The sequence below is a fragment of the Propioniciclava sp. genome, assembly GCF_047602245.1.
Classification (GTDB): Bacteria; Actinomycetota; Actinomycetes; order Propionibacteriales; family Propionibacteriaceae; genus Propioniciclava.
Genome location: NZ_JASGHT010000001.1, coordinates 2184143 through 2204376, shown reverse-complemented (window position 1 = coordinate 2204376; position 20234 = coordinate 2184143). Strand labels below are relative to the sequence as shown.

The following is a 20234-nucleotide window of genomic DNA, read 5'->3' as shown; positions in this document are numbered from 1 at the left end:
GGAACGTTAACACCACCCCGCGCGCGGCGACAAGGCTATGTGCTGAAATGGGCCCCGGGTTCTCAGCAAGGGAGATGATTCGCGATGCGCAGAAAGTCCGGCTCGCGCGTGACCCTCGCCGACGTGGCCGAGCGCTCGGGGATGTCGAAGTCCGCGGTGAGCATGATCCTCAACAACAAGCCAGGCTCGCGGTTGTCCGCCGAGGCCATCGAGCGGGTGCGCGCGGCGGCGTCCGAACTCGACTACCGGCCCAACCCGGTCGCCCAGAGCCTGCGCTCGGGCAAGACCCGAGCCATCGGGTTGATCAGCGATCAGGTGACCATCACCCGCTACGCCACCAATATGATCGTCGGCGCGCTGAACGCCACCCGGGAGCACCGCCACACGGTGTTCATGGCCGAGACCGGCAGCGAACCGGACGCCCTGGGCGAGGCCATCTCGGCCATGCTCGACCGCCGCGTGGACGGCATCGCCGTCGCCCTGATGGGCGCGCGCATGGTCGACGTTCCCGAGGTGCCGACCGACACCCCCCTGGTCATCATCAACGGCACCACCTCCGACGATCACCCCAGCATCCTGCCCGACGAGGCCGGCGCGGGGCGCGCGGTCGCGCAGAGCATCCTGGACGCCGGGCACCGGCACATCGGCGTCCTGGGCGAACTCGATGCGACCATCACCGTCGATCCGCGCCGCACCGTCACGATCGGTTCCCGCTTCCGGGCCATCAACGAGACCCTCGCCGCAGCGGGAGTCGAGCCGGCCTGCGCACCGATGGAGCTGTGGTCGCCGCCGACCGGGTACGAGACGACGCTGCGGCTGATGGCCGAGCGCCCCGGCCTCACCGCGCTGATCGCCGCCAACGACAATGTGGCGTTCGGCATCTACCAGGCGCTGACCGAACTCGGGCTGCGGATTCCCGAGGACGTCTCGGTGATCTCCTTCGACGACGAAGAGGTGGCGGCCTACCACCGGCCCGGACTGACCACCGCGCGGCTGCCGTACGAGGAGATGGGCAGACTGGGCGCCGAGATGCTTCTCGGCGCCCAGGAGCTGCGTCACGCCGTCCTGCCCATGCCGCTGATCTGGCGGGGCTCGGTGCGCGACCTGTCGGCGAACTAGCCCAGTTCGATCAGGGCCTCGCCACCGGCGACGGAGTCGCCCTTCGCGACGAGGATGCGTGCCACCTTGCCGTCGGCCGGCGCGGTGATCTCGGTCTCCATCTTCATGGCCTCCAGGACGCACAGCACCTGGCCGGCGCTGATCTCCTCACCCTCCTCGACCAGGATCCGCGACACCGAGCCCGACAGGGGCGCGGTCACCGCGTTGGCGGAGGTCGCGCGCACCGACGCCGTGGTCGCCACCGGCGCACCGGTACCACCGCCGCCGATCACGATCGCGCCGACATCGCGCTTCTCTTCTTCCTGAACGTCGACCTCGATGGAATACGGGATCCCGTTGACGGTCACCTTCAACTTCATGGGTTGTGCCTTTCAGATCACCGCAGGTGCAGCGGTGCGTGGACGTGCTGAGAGCGACGGGTCGTCGACTGCCAGGCGGAGGACTGGGTGAAGTGCGCCTGGCGGCGCTTGGCGCGGTGACCGAGGTAGGCGGCCACCGCGGCCGCGATGGCGACGATGGTCTCCTCAGGCACATTCTGCGCATTCAGCAGCTTGATGCCCTTGATCTCGGTCTCCAGGGTCACGACCCGCTCGGTCAGCAGCTTGACCGCTGCCAGCAGTTCGGCATTGACATCGTCAGACATGAGCGCTCCGATCAGACCGGGCCGAGGCCGTGCTTCTTGGCCGGCCGCAGTTCGCGCTTGTTGATCAGCACCTCAAGGGCCATCGCCACCTTGCGGCGGGTGTCCTCGGGGTTGATGATGTCGTCGACCAGGCCGCGGGATGCGGCGACGAACGGCGTGGAGAAGGTGTTGCGGTACTCCTCGACGAGTTCCTCGCGCTTGGCCGCCGGATCCTCGGCTGCCTCGATCTCACGGCGGAACACCACGTTGGCCGCACCCTCGGCACCCATCACCGCGATCTCGGCGGTCGGCCAGGCGAACACCTGGTCGGCGCCCAAGTCCTTGGAGCACATCGCCAGGTAGGCGCCGCCGTAAGCCTTGCGCAGCACGACGGTGATCTTCGGGACGGTCGCCGCCGAGTACGCGTACAGCATCTTCGCGCCGTGGCGGATGATGCCGCCGTGCTCCTGCGCGACGCCGGGCAGGAAGCCGGGGACGTCGACCAGGGTGACCAGCGGGATGTTGAACGCGTTGCAGAAGCGGATGAACTTGCTCGCCTTGTCGGAGGCGTTGATGTCGAGCACGCCCGCCATCACGTTCGGCTGGTTCGCCACCACGCCGACGCTGCGGCCGTTGATCCGGGCGAAGCCGATCACGATGTTCATCGCGTAGCCGGCCTGCACCTCGAGGAAGTCGCTGTGGTCGACCAAGCGGGCGATCACCTTACGGACGTCGTAGCCCTTGGTGCCCTCGACCGGGACGATGCCCAGCATCTGCTCGTCGGGGTCGACGTAGGGGTCGGGGTCGATGACCGGCGGATCCTCGGTGTTGTTCTGCGGCAGGAAGCTCAGCAGCTTCTTGGCGATCAGGATCGCCTGGGTGTCGTCGTCGGCCACGAAGTGGTTGACGCCCGAGACGCCCATGTGCGCATCCGCGCCGCCCAGGGCGTCCTGGGTGACCTTCTCACCGGTGACCGAGGCGATGACGCCGGGGCCGGTGATGAACATGTGCGCCTTGCGGGTCTGGATGATGAAGTCGGTCAGCGCCGGGCTGTAGGCCGCGCCACCCGCGCACGGGCCGGAGATGATCGAGATCTGCGGCACCGCGCCCGACAGCTTCACATTGCTGTAGAACACCTGGCCGTAGCCGGACAGCGAGTCAATGCCCTCTTGGACACGCGCGCCGCCGGAGTCATTGACGAACACGAACGGGGTGCCGCACTTGAGCGCGGACTCCATCATGTCGACGACCTTCTTGGAGTGGGTCTCACCCGCGGAGCCGCCCACGACGGTGAAGTCCTGGCTGGCGATGTGCACCGGACGCCCCAGCACCGCGCCGGTGCCGGTGATGACGCCGTCGGCCGGCATGTCCGCGACATCCATACCGAAGGTGACGGTGCGGTTGCGGCGGAACAGCCCGATCTCCTGGAAGGTGTCCTCGTCCAGCAGCGCGTCGATGCGCTCGCGCGCGGTCAGCTTGCCGGCGTCGCGCTGCTTCTGCAGCCGCGCCTCGCCGCCGCCGAGCCGGTCCTTGTTGCGCCGCTTGTGGACGGCCTCGACCTGCTCTTCCATGCTCAATGGCTTCTTGGCCATGACTGTCACGCCCTTTCCACGGTGACGGAGTGGTCGCGTCCACCGAGGGACACCTTGTACGTGATCGGACCGCGGACCGCGCGGTCGGAGTCACCCTTGGCAGCGGCCTGCTCGGCCATCTGCTCGGCGGTCTTACCGACGTTCTTGGGGCCTTCGCCGCGCTTGGCGAAGAAGCCCGGCGCCACCGACGGGAACATGGCGTAGGTCAGCACGTCCTCATCGGTTCCGTCGGCACCCTCCAGCTTGGCGGCGTCGGCCACCAGCGTCTCCCACTCGGGCTCGAGCAGGTCGGCCGGGCGGACCTCGATCGGCTCCTTCTTGGTCTGCGCCTGCGCGATCTCGATGACCTCGGCATTGCGCTCGCCGATGCATTCGCCGTAGTAGCCGAGCATCAGGTCGGCGAACTCACCGGTGAGCACCTTGTACTTGCCCATCAGCACGTTGAACACGGCCTGGGTGCCGACGATCTGGCTCGACGGGGTGACCAGCGGCGGGTGGCCGGCGTCCGCCTTGACCAGCGGCACCTCCTCCATCACCTCGCGGATGCGGTCGCCCGCGCCCTGGGCCCTGAGCTGGCTCTCCATATTGGAGAGCATGCCGCCGGGGATCTGGCTGGAGAAGATGTCGGTGTCGACCAGGGTCGCCGACTCGAACTCGGCGTACTTGGGGCGCACCTTCGCGAAGTGGTCACGGATCTTCAGCAGGCGATCCATGTCGAGGTTCGTGGTGTATTCGGTGCCCTCCAGCATCGCCACCAGCGACTCGGTCGGGTTGTGGCCCGGGCCCAGGCTCATCGAGCTGATCGCGGTGTCGACCACGTCGGCGCCGGCCTCGATCGCCTTCATCAGGCTGACCAGCGTCACGCCGGTGGTGGAGTGGCAGTGCACGTTGATCTGCACGTCGCCGTAGGTGTCCTTGATGCCCTTGACGATGTCGTAGGCGGGCTGCGGCTGCAGCAGCGCGGCCATGTCCTTCAGCGCGATGGACTCAGCCCCCATGTCGAGCAGCTGGCCGGCGAGCTTGATGTAGCCCTCGGTGGTGTGCAGCGGGGAGATCGTGTAGCAGATGGTGCCCTGGGCGTGCTTGCCGGTCTTCTTGACCGCCTTCATCGCGCGCTCCATATTGCGCGGGTCGTTGAGGGCGTCGAAGACGCGGAAGACGTCCATGCCGTTCTCGGCGGACTTCTCCACGAAGCGGTCGACGACGTGGTCCTCGTAGTGGCGGTAGCCGAGCAGGTTCTGGCCGCGCAGCAGCATCTGCAGGCGGCTATTGGGCATCAGTTCACGGAAGGTGCGCAGGCGCTTCCACGGGTCCTCGTTGAGGAAGCGGATACAGGAGTCATAGGTGGCCCCGCCCCAGCACTCGACGCTCCAGTAGCCGGCCTGGTCGATATCGGTACAGGCATCGACCATGTCCTCCATGGCCATGCGGGTGGCCATCAAGCTCTGATGCGCATCGCGGAGCGCGACCTCGGTCACGCCGATGGTTCGTGCAGTCATGGGGATCATCCTGCCACCTTTCCTCCTACAATGCGTAGGAGAGACCAATAACCCAGGAATACCGCACTAAAAATTGTCTGGGAAGATGGACGTCATGTCTTGGCTCGCCTTCGCTGGCCCGCTGCTGTTCGCGGTCGCGCTCGTCCTCCTGCCGGGCCTGGCGATCGCGCTGGCCGCCGGACGCCGCGGTTTCGGCGCTGCCGCCCTGGCCCCCGCGCTCTCGTTCACCGCGATCAGCGTGGGCGCGATCGCCGGGGCCGCCGCGGGTATTCCGTGGGGGTGGTGGACGCCGCTGGCCACCGCCGCCGTTCTGTCCGGCCTCGCCTGGGCGCTCCGCCGGGCGCTGGCCCGCTGGCTGCCGCCCGCCGAGACCCGCACCCCGCTGCGCGAGCAATGGCCGTGGTGGGCCGCCGCCGCGGTCGCCATGGTGCTGTGGCTACGCCATCTGCGCAACGTGTTCGACCGCCCGGACGCCTTCTCGCAGACCTTCGACAACATCTATCACCTGTCCCTGACCCGCTTCATGGCCGCCAGCCACAACGGCTCCTCCCTCGCCGCCGGTGGCCTGGAGGGCCCAGGCGTCCACACCTTCTACCCGGCCGCGTTCCACGATCTCGCCTCGCTGGTGCTCCTGGCCTTCCCCGGCAGCATCACGGTCGCGCTCACCGCCGCGGTATGGGCGATCGTGGCCGTGGCCTGGCCGCTGGGGGCGCTGTTCCTGGTCCGGACGCTGGCCCCCACCGGCCCGGCCGCCGCCCTGGGCGCCGGCGTCCTGGCCGCGTCCTTCACCGGCTTCCCGCTGCTGCTGATCAAGTTCGGCGTCCTCTACCCGAACCTGACCGGCCTGACGCTGCTGCCCGCGGCGGTCGGGCTGACGGTCGAGGCACTCGGACTGGGACGCGAGGCCCGCTACGACCCGCGCGCGCTGCTGCTGGGCGGGCTGGCACTGCCGGGGCTCTTCCTGAGCCACCCGTCCGCGGTGCTCTCCCTGTTCGCCATCGCCACGCCGATGCTGCTGGTCCAGATCGTGCGCGAGACCCGGGCACTGGTCGCGAAACAGGTGGCGCCGGCGGCCGGCTGGCTCCGGATCGTACTGATGGTGGCCTGCCTGCCCGTGTTCGGCTACGCCTGGCAGGTCGGACGTCCCGACGATCTGCCCTGGCCGCCGCGGATGCCCCGCACCGACGCCTTCGGCCAGGCGTTGCTCAACGCCCCGCTCGGGTGGGGGCCGGCCTGGGTGGTGAGCCTGCTCGTGGCGCTCGGGATCGTGGCCGCATGGCAGCGCCGCCAGGCCTGGCTCGTCGCATCGTGGGCGGTCACGCTCGTGCTGTGGCTGGTCGCCGCGAGCGGCCCCGAGGGCGACCTGCGCGACCTGCTCACCGGCGGCTACTACAACGACCCCTTCCGTCTGGCGGCGTTGCTCACCGTGGCTGCCTTCCCGCTGGCGGCGGTGGGGCTGGAGGCCGTCACCGGCTGGCTCGCCGGCAGGTTCACGGCGGCGTCCGCCGGCACGAGCGCGACCGCCACGGTCGTGGCGGGAGTGCTCGTCGTCGCCACGGTGGCCGGCACCACCCAGCGCACCCGTTACCTGGACGAAGCCGTCGACGAGACGTCGTCCACCTACGCGCTCACCGCCGACGCGCCCCTGATCAGCACCGACGAGTACGCGCTCATCCAGCGGGTGCCGTCTCACGTCGAGCCCGGGGCCGTGGTCGCGGCCAACCCGTGGAACGGCTCGTCACTGCTGTACGCGTTCACCGGCGTCCCGACCACCACCAAGCACATCTTCTACGCCTCCGGGCCTGAGCTCGACCTGCTCAACCTGGCTCTGGACGACGCCGCCACCGATCCGGCGGTCTGCCCCGCCGCGCGGGCTCTCGGCGTCCGCTACGCCCTCGACTTCGGCGACCGCGAGGTGCACGGCGCGCACCACCCGTTCCCTGGCCTGGAGGACCTCGCGGTCAACCCGGGCGTCACCGAGGTCGATCGCGAGGGCGAGGCGGTCCTGTACCGCATCGACGTCTGCTAGGCGCCTCACCCGAGCACACCGCTCACGGCTGCGGACGCCCGATCCGCTAGGGTGGGCGCCGTGGCCGGCGACAACCAGGCGCATTCCGCGCGCGACGATGTCGTATTCGTCATCCCCGTCTACAACGAGGGCCAAGTCGTCGGTGAGGTGATCGAGCGGGTACGCGCGCACTACACCCATGTGGTGTGCGTGAACGACTGCTCCAGTGACGACTCGGCGGCGCAGATCGTCGCGGCCGGAGGCTACCTCGTCGATCATCCGATCAATATGGGCCAGGGAGCCGCCCTCCAGACCGGCTTCGAATTCGCCCGGGTGATTCCCGGCATCCGTTACGCGGTGACCTTCGACGCCGACGGTCAGCACCGGCTGGAGGATGTCGCCCGGATGCTGGAGGTCATCGAGGAGAAGGGCACCGACTTCGTGCTCGGATCGCGTTTCCTCGGCACCGAAGCCGTCGGCATGTCCGGCGGCAAACGCTGGCTGCTGCGCGCCGCCATCGCCTTCAGCAACGCCACCTCGGGCGTCCATCTGACCGACACCCACAACGGCCTGCGCGTGTTCACCAAGCGCGTCCTGGATGAGATCCAGCTCACCATCCCCGACATGGGGCACGCCTCGGAGATCCTGGAGATCATCCGCAGCCACCGCTACACCTACACCGAGGTGCCGGTGGAGATCATCTACACCGATTACAGCCGGGCCAAGGGCCAGTCGATGATCAACGCCGTCAACATCGCCTTCGACACGCTGTTACGGAAGGTGAGCCGCTGATGTTGGTGCAGGTTCTCGTCGTCCTGGTGGCGCTGTGGCTGCTCTTCTTCGCCGCCCGCCAGAAGGCCAGCGCGGTCAGCGCGCTGAAGAAGATCGGCATCAGCCTGCTCGCCGTGGTCATGGTGATCACCGTGCTGTTCCCCAGCCTGACCACCACGCTGGCGAACCTGCTCGGGATCGGGCGCGGCGCCGATCTGCTGCTCTACGGCCTGGCCGCCACCTTCGTCGTCTACGCGATCACGCAGTACGCCCGCGCCCAGGCGAACCGCCGGGTGCTGTTCGGCCTGGCTCGCCGGATCGCGCTGCGGGACGCCCGCGCCCGCTACTTCCCCGGCGACCGTCCCTGACCCACGCCGTCGGCGGCGGCACGTTCGAGCGAGGCAATCGTGCCGCGCGCGGTGGCCTCCCATGAGAACTCCGCCGCCCGCGCGATCCCGGACGCCGACAGTTCCGCCCGGCGCGGGGCATCGGCCAGCAGCGCGGTGATCGCCTCGGCCAGGCGTTCCGCCGAGGTCGTGTCGACGTAGGCGGCGGCGTCCGCACCCACCTCGCGCAGCACCGGAAGGTCGGAGCACAGCACCGGGCAGCCGGCCGACATCGCCTCCAGCACCGGCAGGCCGAAGCCCTCGAACCGCGTCGGGAAGACCAGCGCGGTCGCCCGCGCATAGAGCCGGTCGACCTCGGATTGGGCGAGCCAGCCCGCCAGGCGCACGCTGCCGCCCAGGCCGAGCCGCTCGACCAGCGGCGCCAGCGGATCCTCCGCTCCCCCGCCGGGCAGCACCAGACCAGGGCGGGCGGACGGCTCGATCAGGGCGAGCGCCTCCAGCAGCAGCGGGAAGTTCTTGTGCGGCAACCGGTTGCCGAGACTGAACAGCAGCCGGTCCTCACGCTCGCCTGGCTCCGCGTGGCGTCCGCTGCCGGCCGGCGGCACCACGTCGATCTTCCCGGGCGCGACCCCGAGATAGCCGACGATGTCGGCGGCCGAGGCCTCGCTCACGGTGATCACCCGACTCGCCGCGCGCGCGGTGCCCCGGAGCAGGGCCCGCTGCACGGCGGCGAGGCGTCCGGGAACGTACTCGGGGTGCCGGAAGCTCAGCAGGTCGTGGATGGTGACCACGCGCGGTGCCCGCGTCAGCCAAGGACCGAAGTTCGCCGGGGAGTGGATCACGTCCGGCCGCACCCGCCGCTCCCAGGCGCCGGCCAGCAGTTCGGCGACCGCCCAGACCGGCGCCGAGGAACTCGGGATCCGGGAGTCGATCAGCTCCCCGGGAAACCAGTCCGCTCCCTGCCTGGCGAGTTCCCTCGACGCGAGCCCGACCAGTTCGACCCTCCCGAGGACGTCGTCGGGCAGCGAGGAGTAGAGCCGGCGCGCGACCGTCTCCATGCCGCCGCGCGTGCCGGTGAAGAACAGCAGGTCCACCAGGATCCGTGTGCTCATCGGCGACGTTTCTCGAGGGCGTCCAGGATGCCCTGCGCCGTCCGGGCGATGGTGCGGGTGCGGATCGCGTCCTCGTACCAGGCGCGCGTCGAGCGGCGCAGCGCCTCACCGCCGGCGTGCACGCGGCCGATCGCCTCGGCGAGGTCCTCGGGCGAGGCGGACGCCGCGACGAACCCGTTGACCCCCTCGGCGATCAGCTCGGTGGAGGCGTTGGCGGGGTGGGCGGTGACGATCGACGGCGTCCCGTGCGCGGCCGCCTCGACGACGACCAGCCCGTACCCCTCCCGCCGTGACGGATTGAGCAGGCAGGACGCCTCGCCCATCATCCGGGCCAGCTCATCCTCCGCGACGAACCCCGGAAAGCTGACCGCGTCCTCGACACCCGCCGCGCGCGCGGCGCGCTTCACGGCGTCCGTCTCGGGGCCGCTGCCGCCGATGACCGCCCGCAGTCCGGGCTGGTCGCGGCGGGCCAGCGCCAGGGCTGGCGGGATCGTCTCGACCCGCTTGTCTTGGATGTGACGACCCACGAACAGCACCGGGCCCGGCTCGGCGGCGACGCCGAGGCGAGGCGTGACCTGGTCCATCTCGGGGACAAGCCCCGGGCTGCGCAGGAACCGGCCCGCCGGCAGGCCGCTGCCGAGAATGCCGTCCTGAGTACGGCGGCTGTGCCCCGTCGCGAGCGGCGACAGCCGGATGGCCAGCGCCTGCAGCAGGTTCGCGACCCGCCCGACGAGCGGGCCGGAGTACTCCCGCCATTGCCCCGGTGTCCACACCTCGAGCCAGTCGGCGGCGAGCACCGTGCGGGTGCCGGCCAGCGCGGCCCGGGCCGCGAACACGTTCAGCACTGGCGTGGCGGACACCACGACCGCGTCGTAGTCACGACGGTGCGCGAGCAGGTAGCGGCCGAGCCGGGCGGCGAAGAGGGCGGCCGTGGACGGGATACGGACGCCGTCGGCCCGGTACAGGGTCAGCGGCCCGCTGACATCGACGGCACGGACGCCGTCCAGGACCGGTGCGGGACCGTCCCATTGGCGGCGGGTGAGGTAATCGACCTGGTGGCCGGCTTTTCACGAACTCGCGCGCGAACTGCATGTACTGCTTCTCACCACCGCCGGTGGTGAAGGGGTACAGGCAATCGAAGGCCACCGCGATCTTCACGCCTCGATGCTAGCTGGCGGCCCCGCGCCCACCTCCGCCGGGGTGCCTAGACTGAACCGAGCCGAATCTGGAGGACCCGCATGTCACCCGCCGTCACCCCGCTCGCCCTGGTGGTCACCACCCTCGGGCGCGTCGGGGCCCTGCGCACCCTGCTGGAGTCCCTGGACGGCCAGCTGACCGCCGACGATCAGGTCGTCCTCGTCGCACAAGACCATGCCGACGAGGTGCGTGCTCTCGCCCAGGAGTACCGCGGGCGCGGCATCCCGGTCTCGGCGATCACCTCCCCGCGCGGGGCGGCGCGCGGCCGCAATGCCGGCGTGCGGGCATTGCGCGACGGCGATCCGCTGCTGCTGTTCCCCAACGACACCACCTGGCTGCCCAGCGGCGGTGCGGACGCCCTGCGCGCCCTCGGCCCCGCCCTGGTGACCGGCGCCCTGACCGTGATCGATGAGCACGGCCCCAAGTTCACCCTGCCGGCCCCCGGCACCCCCGTGGACCAGCGCACCGTGTGGTCGGTGATCGAGATGGGCCTACTGGTGCGCCGCTCGGCGTTCGAGGCGGTCGGCGGCTTCGACGAGCAGATCGGCACCGGGGCCTCGACGCCCTGGCAGGCCGGTGAGGTCACCGATCTGCTGCTGAGGCTGCGCCGCGACGGCTACACCGACGCGTTCGTGTGGTGCCCGCCCGAGGTGCACGTCCGCGGCATCGGCGAGGCCACCGGCCTGTCGGACGCCGAACGCCGCCGCAAACAGCGCGGCTACAACCGCGGCACCGCCCGGCTGCTGGCCCGCTGGCACTACCCGTGGTGGTGGCAGGTCGCGTTCCTGGGCGCGGGGCTGCTCAGCGGCGTCCTGCACCCGGCCACGCACCGGATCACCGACGGCTGGTGGGTCTTCCTCGGCCGCCTCGAAGGCCTGCTCGGGCGCACGTTCGGGGCATCCCAGGCGACCGCGGTGGCGCGGTGAGCGCGCGCTCACCGCTGGCCGGGGCGCTGCTCAGCGCCGGATCGATGGCCGGCGGCGCCGTGCTCGCGATCCTGCCCACCGTCGCGCTGGCGGTGTCGGCGGGGCTCGCCCAGCGCGGGCTGATGACGCCGCAGCAGCAGGGCCTGATCGCGAACGCCGTCACGATCGGGCTGTATACCGGGCAGTTGTTGTTCGCCTGGATCGTCGAGTCGCGGCTGAGCTCGACGGGCACCGCGCGCCGGGTGGTCGTGCCGCACGCCGTCACCGCGATGGGACTGGTGGCGGGCGCCCTGATGGCCGCCTTCCCCACTCAGGGATGGGCGATCATGCTCGCCGTGCCGCTGGCCCTCGGCTGCTTGGAGGTCGGGCGAGGCGTGTCGGTCGCCGAACGCCGCGACCACCGCGAGATCCTCAGCTCGGCCGCCGTCGGTCTCGGCGCGGCGGCCGGCCTGGGCGCATCGATCCTGGCGGGCCAGTCGTGGGGTTTCGTGCCGGTCGGTATCGGCATCGCCGCGGCGGCGCTGGTGCGCGGGCGTCCGGTGGGGCACCGGGCCAGCCCGGTGGTGCCGCAGATCCGGCGCTGGGTGGTGGCCGACACCGCGATCACCGGGGCGGCGCTGCCGGCGATCAATATGCTCACCCTGTTCCTGCTCGGACCCCAGGCGTCGGTGCTCTTCGCGGCCGTCAGCACCGTGACCGGGCTGCTGGCCATCCCGCTGACCTTCCTGCGGCTGCGCCTGCTGAAGGCGCATGCCGGCCGCGACATCGTGCTTGCGTCCTCGGCAGTCGTCGCCGCCACGGTCGCACTGCTGATCCTGGACGTCACCGGCGTGTTCGGCCTTCTGTTCGGCGCGGCCTGGCAGGCCCAGTCACTGCTGGCGCCGCTGCTGGTCGCCTCCGCCTGGCGCGCCGCCGCCTTGGCGACCACGCTGCCGTTCGCGGCCTTGCGCCGCGCCGGCCGCGCCAAGCTGCTCACCTTCCTGCGCGCGCTGGTGACGCTGATCACCCTCGGGCTGTGCGTGCTGGGCGTTCTCGCGGGGGCGCTGGTATGGGTCTTCGCCGGGCTGCTGGCCTCCGAACTCGCCTCGGCGGCGATCTACGAGGCGGCCCACCGCCGAGTGGCCGGCGCCTCGTCGTGGCGCTCGGATGGCGAGGCGCGGGTGCGCTAGTCTCGCCCGCATGACTGTCGACATCCTGTTCCCCTTCTACGGCGACGTGGAACTGATGAAGCTCGCGGTGCAGTCGGTGCGGCAGCAATCCGATCCCGACTGGCGCATGGTCGTCGTCGACGACGGCTACCCCGACGCGTCCATCCCCGGCTGGTTCGCCTCGCTGGGCGACGACCGGATCACCTACCTGCGCAACGAGGTCAACCTCGGCGCGAACGGCAACTACCGCAAGGCACTCGGCTTCGTCGAGCACGAACTGGTCGTGGTGATGGGCGCCGACGACATCATGCTGCCCAACTACGTGGCCTGGCTCGTCGACCGGGCCGCCCGGTTCCCCGAGGCGGACGTGTTCCAGCCCGGCGTGTTCGTCATCGACGAGAACGGCGCCCCGTCGCGCACGCTGGTGGAACAGATCAAGGACGCCTACCGCCCCAAAGGCCGCGGCCCACGCCTGCTGCGCGGCGAGAAGCTGGCAGCGTCCCTACTGGCCAGCAACTGGCTCTACTTCCCCTCGATCGGCTGGCGCGCGGAACGGATCACCGCGGTCGGGTTCCGCGAGGACTACCACGTGGTGCAGGACCTCGCCCTCGTCCTTGACATCGTCAGGCAGGGCGGCTCGCTGCTGCTCGACGACACCGCGGCCTTCCTGTACCGCCGGCACTCGGGTTCGGACTCGTCGGTCAAGGCGCTGGACGGCGTCCGGTTCGAAGAGGAACGCCGCTTCTTCTACCAGATGGCCGAGGAGATGGCCGCGAACGGATGGCCGAAGGCGGCCAGGACGGCACGCGCACACCTCACCTCGCGCCTGCACGCGCTGACGCTCCTGCCCAAGGCGGCGTTGCACCGCAGGACCGCCGGCGTCCGCAACCTCGGCGAGCACCTCGTCCGCTGACCCCCGCCTGGAGGGGCCACCTGCGCCTCGACACACAGGTCGTGGACAGCCAAACCACAGAAAACTGTTCATCTTCCGTTAGCCTTTGCTCGGCGTCGGGGACGCCGATCGATATCTTTTCGGCGAAACGGACGTGAGATGACACTGACACGCGAGGAATTCGCGACGCTGCGCGCCGCGATGGCCGAGCGCGAGCTCAGCGACGACGAACTGAGCGCGCTGGCTCCCTACCAGGTGGACAACGCGGTCATCATGGCCGCCGGCATGTCGGAGCGGTTCGCGCCCATCTCGTACGAGAAGCCGAAGGGACTGCTGCGGGTGCGCGGCGAGGTGCTGATCGAACGGCAGATCCGGCAGTTGCACGAGGCCGGCATCACCGACATCACCGTGGTCGTCGGCTACAAGGGCGAATACTTCTTCTATCTGGCCGCCGAGTTCGGCGTCAGCATCATGGTCAACCCGGTGTACGCGACCCGCAACAACCACTCGACGCTGTGGGCGGCCCGCGCCCGGCTGGGCAACACCTTCGTGTGCTCCTCCGACAACTACTTCGCCGAGAACCCGTTCGAACGCTACGTCTACGAGGCGTACTACGCCACCCGGTACGTCGAGGGCGACACCGACGAATGGTGCGTCACGACCGGCGACGACGAGGTGATCACCGAGGTCACCGTGGGCGGGCGCGACGCCTGGGTCATGCTGGGCCATGTCTACTTCGACCGCGCTTTCTCGGCCACCTTCCGGCGCATTCTCGAAGAGGAATACGACCTGCCGACGACCGCGCCCAAGCTGTGGGAGTCGCTCTACCTCGACCACATCGACGAGTTGCGCATGATCGCCCGCCGCTACCCGTCCACGGCCATCCACGAATTCGACTCCCTCGACGAACTGCGCGGCTTCGACGACACGTTCATCGAGAACGTCGATTCCGAGGCGCTCGACAACATCGCCGCGACCCTGGGGTGCGCCAAGACCGAGATCTCGGACTTCTACCCGCTCAAACAGGGCATCACCAACCTGTCCTGCCACTTCTCCGTCGACGGCGCCGAGTACGTCTACCGGCATCCCGGCGTGGGCACCGAGAAGATGATCGACCGCAAGGCGGAGGTGAAGGCGCTCAAGCTCGCCCGCAGGCTGGGCCTGGACAGCACCTTCCTGCACGCCGACCCGAAGCGGGGCTGGAAGATCTCCCGATTCCTGCCCGACGTCCGCACCCTCGACCCGCAGGATCCAGGCCAGCTCCGCGCCGCGATGCGAATGGACCGGCTGCTGCACGAGAGCGGCAAGAAGCTGAAGCGGCGCTTCGACTTCTTCGACGAGGGCGAGGCCTACGAGCGTCTGCTGGCCTCGCACGGCCCGATCGATGTGCCGGGCTATTTCGAGCTCAAAGAGAAGGTGATCCGGCTCAAGCGGCACGCGGACGCCGACGGCTACCCGCAGGTGCCCAGCCACAACGACTTCTTCCCGCAGAATCTGCTCATCGACGCCGGCGGCGATATCCACCTGATCGACTGGGAATACGCCGGCATGTCGGACATCGCGAACGACTTCGGCACCTTCGTGGTGTGCAGCCAACTGCCCCTCGACGCGGCGTCCGAGGCGCTGGACGCCTACTTCGGGCGTCCGGCCACGCCCGCCGAGCGGCGGCATTTCTTCGCCTACATCGTGCTCGCCGGCTGGTGCTGGTACGTGTGGGCGCTGGCCAAGGAGGCCGAGGGCGACAACGTCGGCGAGTGGCTCTACATCTACTACGTGCACGCCGCCCACCACGTCGACCGGGTGCTGGCGTGGTACGAGCAGCCCTCGGGCGACTGGTTTGAGGATCTGAGCGGCCAGGCCGCCTCGACGAAGGGTGTCACCGCATGAAGTTCGGTCTGGCCAGCGGCATGCTGTGGGGCCTCAGCACCGTGGTCCTCAGCATCGCGCTCGGCATCGCGCCGTTCCTGGACGCCCCCGAGGCCGCCGTGGCGAGCGCGTTCCTGCACGACGCCGCCTGCGCGATCATCCTCTTCGTCTACATGGGTGCACGCCGCCGGCTCAAGGACACCTGGGCGGCCGTCAAGACCCGCAGCGGCCGCGCCGTCATGCTCGGCGCGATCCTCGGCGGACCGCTCGGCATGACCGGCTACCTGATCGCCATCAACAACATCGGCCCCGGCTACACCGCGGTGATCTCGTCGTTCTACCCGGCGGTCGGCTCGCTGCTGGCCTATGTCTTCCTCAAGGAGAGGATGCGCGTCGGCCAGATCGTCGCCCTGTTCGTGGCGCTCACCGGCGTCATCGTGATGAGCTGGAGCTCGACGGACGCCGCCTCGGGCGGTGCCGCGCTGCTGGGCGTTGCCGCGGCCCTGCTGTGCGTGGTCGGCTGGGGTTCGGAGGCCGTCATCCTCGCCTGGGGCATGCGCGACGAAGCCGTCGACAACGAGACCGCGCTGCACATCCGCGAGACGACCTCCGGCGTGGTGTACGCGCTGGTCGTGCTGCCGATCTTCAGCGTGGCCGGATTCGCCGTCAAGGCCGGCACCTCGCCCGCGATGGGCGTCGTCGCGCTGGCGGCCGTCGCCGGCACGGCGTCCTACCTCTTCTACTACAAGGCGATCGACACGATCGGCGCCTCGCGCGGCATGGCGCTCAACATCTCCTACTCGGCGTGGGCGGTCCTGTTCGGCCTGATCCTGATCGGCACCGTCCCGACACCGCTGGTGATCGTGTGCTGCATCGCCATCCTGATCGGCACGGTGCTCGCCGCCTCGCCGAACTGGCGGGAGCTGAGCTGGCGGGAGCTGAGCTGGCGATGACGACCTCATCCCGACGCCCCCAGGGTCAGTACAAGAGCTACGACCCGGCCGTCCTGCGGCAGACCCAACTGGCGCTGACCCGGATCCTGGCCGAGGTCGACCGGGTGTGCCGGCTGCTCGACATTCCCTACGTCGTCTACGGCGGCACGGCGATCGGCGCGGTGCGGCACGGCGGTTTCGTGCCCTGGGACGACGACGCGGACGTCTGCATGAGCCGCGCCGCCTACGAGCGGTTCCTGCGCGAGGCGCCGGCGGTGATCGGGCCGGAGTTCACCGTCGACAGCATGCGCACGCACGCCGACTTCCCGGCCACCTACGCCTACCTCGGGCAGAAGGGGACGGCGTTCGTCCCCGAGTTCTACCGCACCCTCAGCTACCGGCGTCCGCTGGCGGTCGACATCTTCCCGCTGGACAATATGCCCGGCGATGAACGCGCCTACCGCCGGCAGAGCCGGCGCACCTGGCTGTGGGGACGCCTGCTGATCCTGCGCGCCACGCCGACGCCGCACGTCGAACTGTCCGGGCCCAAGCGCGCCCTGGTGTTGACCGCGACCCGGATCGCGCACTGGGGGCTGCGGACCCTCCGGGTCTCCCCGCGCTTCCTGCAGGCTCGGTGGGAGCGCGCGGCCCGTCAGTACGAACACGAGTCCACCGCGCAGATGGCCGACTACTCCGACCGCGACCCGCGCGCCTGGGCGGCGAGCACCGACGATCTGTACCCGGCGTCCGATGCCCCGTTCGAGGACATCACCGTCAAGCTGCCCCGCAACGTGGACGCCGTGCTGCGGCGCGGCTACGGCGACTACATGACGCTGCCGCCCGCTGACAAGCGGAAGAACCACTATCCCTATCTGCTGGAACTGCCCGAGGGCTGACCTGCGGCGTCGCGTACGCTGACCGGGTGCAACTCACCTCGCAGGTCGGGCGGGACTACTTCTGGAACACGGCCAGCAGCGTCATGGCGGCTGCCTCCACCGTGATCATGCTGCTGGTGGTCACCCGGCTGCTCGGCGAATACGCCGCCGGCACGTTCGCGTTCGCGTTCGCGCTCGGCCAGCAGTTCCAGATGCTCGGCGCCTTCGAGGTCAGGCCGCTGCATGCCACCGATGTGGAGCACCGGTTCGGCTTCGGCAGCTACCACGCGGCACGGCTGGTGACCACGGGGCTGATGATCGCCGGCATCGTCGTGTTCGCACTGGCCTCCAACGGGTTCACCCTCGACTCGCTGCTCATCGTGCTGGTCGGCTTCCTGCGGGTGTTCGATGCGTTCGAGGACGTCTTCCACGGCGAATTCCAGCGGCTGGGACGCCTCGACGTGGCCGGTCGCGCCTACTTCTACCGGACGCTGATCACCACGGTGCTGTTCACGGCCGCGCTCGCCGCCACCGGGGACCTGCTGGTCACCTGCGTCGTCACCATCGCCGGCTCGTTCGTCGCACTGATCGCACTCAACCTGCCGGCGGCGCGCGCCCGGTACGCCATCGCTCCCACCTTCGTGGCCAGCGCGGTGGGCTCGCTGCTGCGCACCTGCCTGCCGCTGTTCTTCGGCGCCTTCTTGTCGGTATTCCTCAGCAGCGCGCCCCGGTTCGGCATCGAGCACTTCCTCTCGCGGGAGGAACAGACCTACTACGCGATCCTGTTCATGCCGGCCCTGGTGATCAACCTGCTCGGCCTGGCCATCTTCAAGCCGCTGCTGACCACGATGGCGGTGCACTGGAACGGCCACGACCGCGCGGCCTTCCTCGGCGTCGTCCGCCGGGGCCTGCTCGCGGTCGTCGCCGCCACCGCGGTCACCTTCGGGATCAGCTGGGCCATCGGCCTGCCACTGCTCGGGTTCATCTACGGCGTGGACCTGTCCGCATTCTTGACCGAACTGCTCGTCCTGGTCGCGGGCGGCGCGTTCAACGCGGCGGGCGTCGTGCTCTACTACGCCCTCGTCACCATGCGCAGCCAGCGCCACGTGTTCGTGGGCTACGTCGCCGCCGCGGCGGCCGTGGCCGCGATGGTGCTGCTGCTGATCCCCCGCCTCGGCATGCTCGGCGCCTGCCTCGCCTACGGCGGCGCGATGGCGCTGCTCGCGGCCGTGTTCGCCGGGTTCTTCGTGGTGGGAATCGGGCGTTCCCCCGCCTCGGCCTCCGCCCGCTGATCCCCCGCGCCTCGGCATCCGTCCGCTGCCCCGGGCGTCCGCACGGGAGGCCGGAGGTGCCCCGCGGCGTCCGATCGGTGGAGACCGACGGGGCCGGTTAACGTGTTGACGGCGTCCGCGCGTAGAGTGAAGCGTCTCCCACTGTCGCCCAGAGAGTTCTTGCATGCCCACACGCGCCGACCTGCGTAACGTCGCCATCATCGCCCACGTCGATCACGGCAAGACCACGCTGGTCGACGCCATGCTGTGGCAGTCGGGAGCCTTCCGTGAGAACCAGGACGTGGAGAAGCGCGTCATGGACTCGATGGATCTGGAACGCGAGAAGGGCATCACCATTCTCGCCAAGAACACCGCCGTCGAGCACACCATGGCCGACGGGCAGACGGTGACGATCAACATCATCGACACCCCCGGCCACGCCGACTTCGGCGGCGAGGTCGAACGCGGCCTGGAGATGGTCGACGGCGTCCTGCTGCTGGTGGACGCCTCGGAGGGCCCGCTGCCGCAGACCCGCTTCGTGCTGCGCAAGGCGCTGGCCAAGAAGCTGCCGATCATCGTGGTGATCAACAAGGTCGACCGTGCGGACGCCCGGATCAGCGAGGTCGTCGACGAGGTCTACGCCCTGTTCATGGATCTGGTCGATGACGACCAGGCCGACCTGCTCGACTTCCCGATCGTGTACGCCGCCGCCAAGGCCGGGCGCGCCTCGCTCACCCAGCCCGCGGACGCCGGCATGCCCGACTCGGAAAACCTCGAGCCGCTGTTCGAGGTGCTGATGCAGAACATCCCCGCACCCACCTACACCGAGGGCGCGCCGCTGCAGGCGCACGTCACCAACCTGGATTCCTCGCCCTACCTGGGCCGGCTCGCGCTGTGCCGCATCGTGGAGGGCACCATGAAGCGCGGCCAGCAGGTGGCCTGGATCCGCCGCGACGGCAGCACCGCGACGGTGAAGCTGTCGGAGCTGCTGATGACCAACGCGCTGGAGCGCGTCCCGGCCGAATCGGCCGGCCCCGGCGACATCGTCGCGATCGCCGGCATTCCCGAGATCACCATCGGCGAAACCCTGTCCGACCCGGCCAACCCGCAGGCCTTGCCGCTGATCCATGTCGACGAGCCGTCCATCTCGATGACCATCGGCATCAACACCTCGCCGCTGGCCGGCAAGTCGGGCAAGAAGCTCACCGCTCGCCTGGTGAAGGCCCGCCTGGACGCCGAACTGATCGGCAACGTGTCGATCAAGGTGTTGCCCACCGAGCGTCCCGACACCTGGGAGGTGCAGGGCCGTGGCGAACTACAGCTGGCCATCCTGGTCGAGATGATGCGCCGCGAAGGCTTCGAGTTGACGGTCGGCAAGCCCGAGGTGCTCACCCGCACCATCGACGGCAAGCTGCACGAGCCCGTCGAGCGGCTCACCGTCGACGTGCCCGAGGAGCATCTGGGCACCGTCACCCAGCTGATGGGCACCCGCAAGGGCCGGATGGAACAGATGATCAACCACGGCACCGGCTGGGTGCGCCTGGAGTTCGTCGTGCCCGCGCGCGGCCTGATCGGCTTCCGCACCGAATTCCTCACCGAGACCCGTGGCACCGGCATCATGCACCACGTCTTCGAGGGCTACGAGCCGTGGGCCGGCGAGATCAAGACCCGCCTCACCGGTTCGCTGGTCGCCGACCGGATCGGCGCGGTCACCGCCTACGCCCTGTTCAACCTGCAGGAGCGCGGCGTCCTGTTCGTCGCGCCCGGCGAAGAGGTGTACCAGGGCATGATCGTCGGCGAGAACCCGCGCCCCGACGACATGGACGTCAACCCGACCAAGGAGAAGAAGCTCACCAACGTGCGCTCCTCCACCGGTGAAGAGCTCGAACGCCTGGTGCCCCCGCGGCTGCATTCGCTGGAGCAGGCCCTCGAATTCTGCCGCGCCGACGAATGCCTGGAGGTCACCCCGTCCGCGGTCCGGATGCGCAAGACGATCCTGGACGCCCACGAGCGCGCCCGCACCCGCAACCGCGCCAAGAAAGACGCCTGAGTAGGCT

The 20234-nt window shown here is 69.6% G+C and carries 18 protein-coding genes; 12 read left to right on the top strand and 6 right to left on the bottom strand.

What is annotated here, in order from left to right:
• Nucleotides 1-84 precede the first annotated feature (84 nt).
• Entirely contained in the window at nt 85-1119 is a 1035-nt protein-coding gene (locus tag QM708_RS10480; RefSeq protein ID WP_415107855.1) for a LacI family DNA-binding transcriptional regulator, read from the top strand.
• Here QM708_RS10480 and QM708_RS10475 read toward each other — a convergent pair.
• From QM708_RS10475 to QM708_RS10460, 4 genes are read right to left on the bottom strand one after another with little or no spacing between them, the layout of a single operon-like run.
• Nucleotides 1116-1478, bottom strand: a complete 363-nt coding sequence (locus QM708_RS10475) for a biotin/lipoyl-containing protein (RefSeq protein WP_415107852.1) — start codon at nt 1476-1478, stop codon at nt 1116-1118. The two genes, QM708_RS10480 and QM708_RS10475, sit on opposite strands and share 4 nt — an antisense overlap.
• A 17-nt stretch (nt 1479-1495) precedes the next feature.
• The gene (locus QM708_RS10470) at nt 1496-1762 is read right to left on the bottom strand and encodes a hypothetical protein (protein WP_415107849.1); all 267 of its coding nucleotides are present in this window, start codon (nt 1760-1762) and stop codon (nt 1496-1498) included.
• Between the two features lie 11 nt (nt 1763-1773).
• Nucleotides 1774-3333 carry an acyl-CoA carboxylase subunit beta gene (locus QM708_RS10465; protein WP_415107846.1) on the bottom strand — a complete coding sequence of 520 codons (1560 nt, stop codon included), beginning with the start codon at nt 3331-3333 and terminating at the stop codon, nt 1774-1776.
• 5 nt (nt 3334-3338) lie between these two features.
• On the bottom strand, nt 3339-4832 hold the full coding sequence (locus QM708_RS10460; protein ID WP_415107843.1) for a methylmalonyl-CoA carboxytransferase subunit 5S: 1494 nt from the start codon (nt 4830-4832) through the stop codon (nt 3339-3341).
• A 94-nt stretch (nt 4833-4926) separates the two neighbouring features.
• Between QM708_RS10460 and QM708_RS10455 the strand changes: the two genes are divergently transcribed.
• The 3 genes from QM708_RS10455 to QM708_RS10445 are packed head-to-tail and all read left to right on the top strand — an operon-like array spanning nt 4927 to nt 7979.
• Entirely contained in the window at nt 4927-6861 is a 1935-nt protein-coding gene (locus QM708_RS10455; RefSeq protein WP_415107841.1) for a DUF6541 family protein, read from the top strand.
• A gap of 60 nt (nt 6862-6921) precedes the next feature.
• Complete coding sequence (locus QM708_RS10450; protein WP_415107838.1) at nt 6922-7632, top strand: glycosyltransferase family 2 protein; 711 nt, start codon at nt 6922-6924, stop codon at nt 7630-7632.
• Entirely contained in the window at nt 7632-7979 is a 348-nt protein-coding gene (locus QM708_RS10445; RefSeq protein ID WP_415107835.1) for a DUF2304 family protein, read from the top strand. Before QM708_RS10450 ends, QM708_RS10445 begins: the two co-directional genes overlap by 1 nt.
• Here QM708_RS10445 and QM708_RS10440 read toward each other — a convergent pair.
• The gene (locus QM708_RS10440; protein ID WP_415107833.1) at nt 7955-9070 is read right to left on the bottom strand and encodes a glycosyltransferase family 4 protein; all 1116 of its coding nucleotides are present in this window, start codon (nt 9068-9070) and stop codon (nt 7955-7957) included. The two genes, QM708_RS10445 and QM708_RS10440, sit on opposite strands and share 25 nt — an antisense overlap.
• Nucleotides 9067-9930: a glycosyltransferase gene (locus QM708_RS10435; RefSeq protein ID WP_415107830.1), complete on the bottom strand. Its 864-nt coding sequence runs from the start codon at nt 9928-9930 to the stop codon at nt 9067-9069. The genes QM708_RS10440 and QM708_RS10435 overlap by 4 nt, the downstream gene beginning before the upstream one ends.
• A 378-nt stretch (nt 9931-10308) precedes the next feature.
• Here QM708_RS10435 and QM708_RS10430 point away from each other — a divergent pair, with 378 nt between their 5' ends.
• The 8 genes from QM708_RS10430 (at nt 10309) to typA (ending at nt 20227) form a co-directional block, all read left to right on the top strand.
• Nucleotides 10309-11193 carry a glycosyltransferase family 2 protein gene (locus QM708_RS10430; RefSeq protein WP_415107827.1) on the top strand — a complete coding sequence of 295 codons (885 nt, stop codon included), beginning with the start codon at nt 10309-10311 and terminating at the stop codon, nt 11191-11193.
• Complete coding sequence (locus QM708_RS10425) at nt 11190-12362, top strand: hypothetical protein (RefSeq protein WP_415107824.1); 1173 nt, start codon at nt 11190-11192, stop codon at nt 12360-12362. The genes QM708_RS10430 and QM708_RS10425 overlap by 4 nt, the downstream gene beginning before the upstream one ends.
• A 10-nt stretch (nt 12363-12372) precedes the next feature.
• Nucleotides 12373-13254, top strand: coding sequence for a glycosyltransferase family 2 protein (locus QM708_RS10420; protein ID WP_415107821.1), 882 nt, complete (start codon nt 12373-12375; stop codon nt 13252-13254).
• A 138-nt stretch (nt 13255-13392) separates the two neighbouring features.
• Nucleotides 13393-15120 carry a phosphotransferase gene (locus tag QM708_RS10415; RefSeq protein ID WP_415107818.1) on the top strand — a complete coding sequence of 576 codons (1728 nt, stop codon included), beginning with the start codon at nt 13393-13395 and terminating at the stop codon, nt 15118-15120.
• The gene (locus tag QM708_RS10410; RefSeq protein WP_415107815.1) at nt 15117-16052 is read left to right on the top strand and encodes a DMT family transporter; all 936 of its coding nucleotides are present in this window, start codon (nt 15117-15119) and stop codon (nt 16050-16052) included. The genes QM708_RS10415 and QM708_RS10410 overlap by 4 nt, the downstream gene beginning before the upstream one ends.
• Nucleotides 16049-16927: a LicD family protein gene (locus QM708_RS10405; protein WP_415107812.1), complete on the top strand. Its 879-nt coding sequence runs from the start codon at nt 16049-16051 to the stop codon at nt 16925-16927. Before QM708_RS10410 ends, QM708_RS10405 begins: the two co-directional genes overlap by 4 nt.
• Before the next feature lie 26 nt (nt 16928-16953).
• Nucleotides 16954-18198 carry a lipopolysaccharide biosynthesis protein gene (locus tag QM708_RS10400; RefSeq protein WP_415107809.1) on the top strand — a complete coding sequence of 415 codons (1245 nt, stop codon included), beginning with the start codon at nt 16954-16956 and terminating at the stop codon, nt 18196-18198.
• 163 nt (nt 18199-18361) lie between these two features.
• Nucleotides 18362-20227, top strand: a complete 1866-nt coding sequence (gene typA, locus QM708_RS10395) for a translational GTPase TypA (RefSeq protein ID WP_415107806.1) — start codon at nt 18362-18364, stop codon at nt 20225-20227.
• Nucleotides 20228-20234 lie beyond the last annotated feature (7 nt).

What these genes read in the sequence shown, in the direction of transcription:
- QM708_RS10480 (WP_415107855.1), top strand. Translation starts at nt 85, where the DNA reads ATGCGCAGAAAGTCCGGCTCGCGCGTGACCCTCGCCGACGTGGCCGAG.
- QM708_RS10475 (WP_415107852.1), bottom strand. Translation starts at nt 1,478, where the DNA reads ATGAAGTTGAAGGTGACCGTCAACGGGATCCCGTATTCCATCGAGGTC.
- QM708_RS10470 (WP_415107849.1), bottom strand. Translation starts at nt 1,762, where the DNA reads ATGTCTGACGATGTCAATGCCGAACTGCTGGCAGCGGTCAAGCTGCTG.
- QM708_RS10465 (WP_415107846.1), bottom strand. Translation starts at nt 3,333, where the DNA reads ATGGCCAAGAAGCCATTGAGCATGGAAGAGCAGGTCGAGGCCGTCCAC.
- QM708_RS10460 (WP_415107843.1), bottom strand. Translation starts at nt 4,832, where the DNA reads ATGACTGCACGAACCATCGGCGTGACCGAGGTCGCGCTCCGCGATGCG.
- QM708_RS10455 (WP_415107841.1), top strand. Translation starts at nt 4,927, where the DNA reads ATGTCTTGGCTCGCCTTCGCTGGCCCGCTGCTGTTCGCGGTCGCGCTC.
- QM708_RS10445 (WP_415107835.1), top strand. Translation starts at nt 7,632, where the DNA reads ATGTTGGTGCAGGTTCTCGTCGTCCTGGTGGCGCTGTGGCTGCTCTTC.
- QM708_RS10440 (WP_415107833.1), bottom strand. Translation starts at nt 9,070, where the DNA reads ATGAGCACACGGATCCTGGTGGACCTGCTGTTCTTCACCGGCACGCGC.
- QM708_RS10430 (WP_415107827.1), top strand. Translation starts at nt 10,309, where the DNA reads ATGTCACCCGCCGTCACCCCGCTCGCCCTGGTGGTCACCACCCTCGGG.
- QM708_RS10420 (WP_415107821.1), top strand. Translation starts at nt 12,373, where the DNA reads ATGACTGTCGACATCCTGTTCCCCTTCTACGGCGACGTGGAACTGATG.
- QM708_RS10415 (WP_415107818.1), top strand. Translation starts at nt 13,393, where the DNA reads ATGACACTGACACGCGAGGAATTCGCGACGCTGCGCGCCGCGATGGCC.
- QM708_RS10410 (WP_415107815.1), top strand. Translation starts at nt 15,117, where the DNA reads ATGAAGTTCGGTCTGGCCAGCGGCATGCTGTGGGGCCTCAGCACCGTG.
- QM708_RS10405 (WP_415107812.1), top strand. Translation starts at nt 16,049, where the DNA reads ATGACGACCTCATCCCGACGCCCCCAGGGTCAGTACAAGAGCTACGAC.
- typA (WP_415107806.1), top strand. Translation starts at nt 18,362, where the DNA reads ATGCCCACACGCGCCGACCTGCGTAACGTCGCCATCATCGCCCACGTC.